The 1,210-nt window shown below is 52.9% G+C and carries 1 protein-coding gene; it reads right to left on the minus strand.

Going from position 1 to position 1,210, the window contains the following annotated elements:
• Window positions 1-1,210 (minus strand): AMP-binding protein (locus tag ACWA2B_RS27835; protein WP_449292876.1); only part of this gene is annotated, 1,210 nt, incomplete at both ends.

The following is a 1,210-nucleotide window of genomic DNA, read 5'->3' on the forward strand; positions in this document are numbered from 1 at the left end:
GACACCGGCCAGATGGACGTTGCAACTGAGTTTTCAGTTGGACCGTAGCCGTTGTAGTACGCCACTTGATCCTTCCACTTGTATACCAGTTCGGTGGAAGATGCTGAACCCGCAGTGAACAGAATACGCAGGTGTGGCATCCGCTCTGGCTCCAGATACACCGCATAGGTCGGCGGTAAAGCGGCCACCGTGATGTGGTGATCCGCCATATATTGCTCAAACCGCTCGTAATTCAAAATCGTCTCTGTCGTTGGCACATATAACGTGGCTCCGCAGAACAGCGCTTGGAAGATTTCCCAGCAAGCCGCATCAAACGAATAGCTAGCGAACAGCAACGCATGATCCGATGTGCTCATCCGAAGCGTCTGATCAAAATACGTTTTCAGATTGCACAGCCCGTGATGCTCCAGCATAACGCCCTTTGGCTGCCCGGTTGTACCTGACGTATAAATCACATACGCCAAATCATTCGGGCCGGACCCCGGCTCCAGGTTAGAACCATCCTCGTGATACACCGTTTGCGCTCCATCCAATACCAGCACTTGACCATCGATAACTGCTTTGTCCACCAGATGACTTTGTGTCAACAGCAGCTTCGCCCCCGAGTCGTCCAGCATATAGCGGATACGTTCCTCCGGGTAGGTTGGATCGATAGGTACATATGCGCCTCCGGCTTTTAAAATCCCGAAGATGCCCACGATCATATCCACCGACCGCTCGGTCATCAGACCCACCAAACGATCTTTCGTCACGCCTTGACTGCGCAAGGTACGAGCCAGGCGATTGGCGCGTTCATTCAACTCGCGATAAGTCAGCGCTTCTCCTTCAAAGAACAAGGCTGTCTGCTCCGGTGTCTGCGCCGTTTGCGTCTCGAACAAGCCATGGATCGTTTGCTCGCTTGCATAGGTTGCTGCTGTATTCCCCCAAACCTTAACGATTTGCTCGCGCTCCTGCGCGGTTATCATATCCAGCTCATGTACACGGATGTTCGGATTCGCAGTCACCTGCTCCAGCAATTGCACCAGATGACCTCGAATTTGTTCTACACTTTCCCGTTCAAAGGCCAGAGCATTATAGCCAAAGCTCATGTGAATGGTGTTCCCCGGCAGCACCACCAGGTTAAAGTCATAGTTGGTCTGCTCGACGGACTCGGCTCCGGTGATCGTGAAGCTGGACGCCTCACCGCTACCTAATTGCTCGATTTGTTCCT

Source organism: Paenibacillus sp. CMM36 (assembly GCF_053570945.1).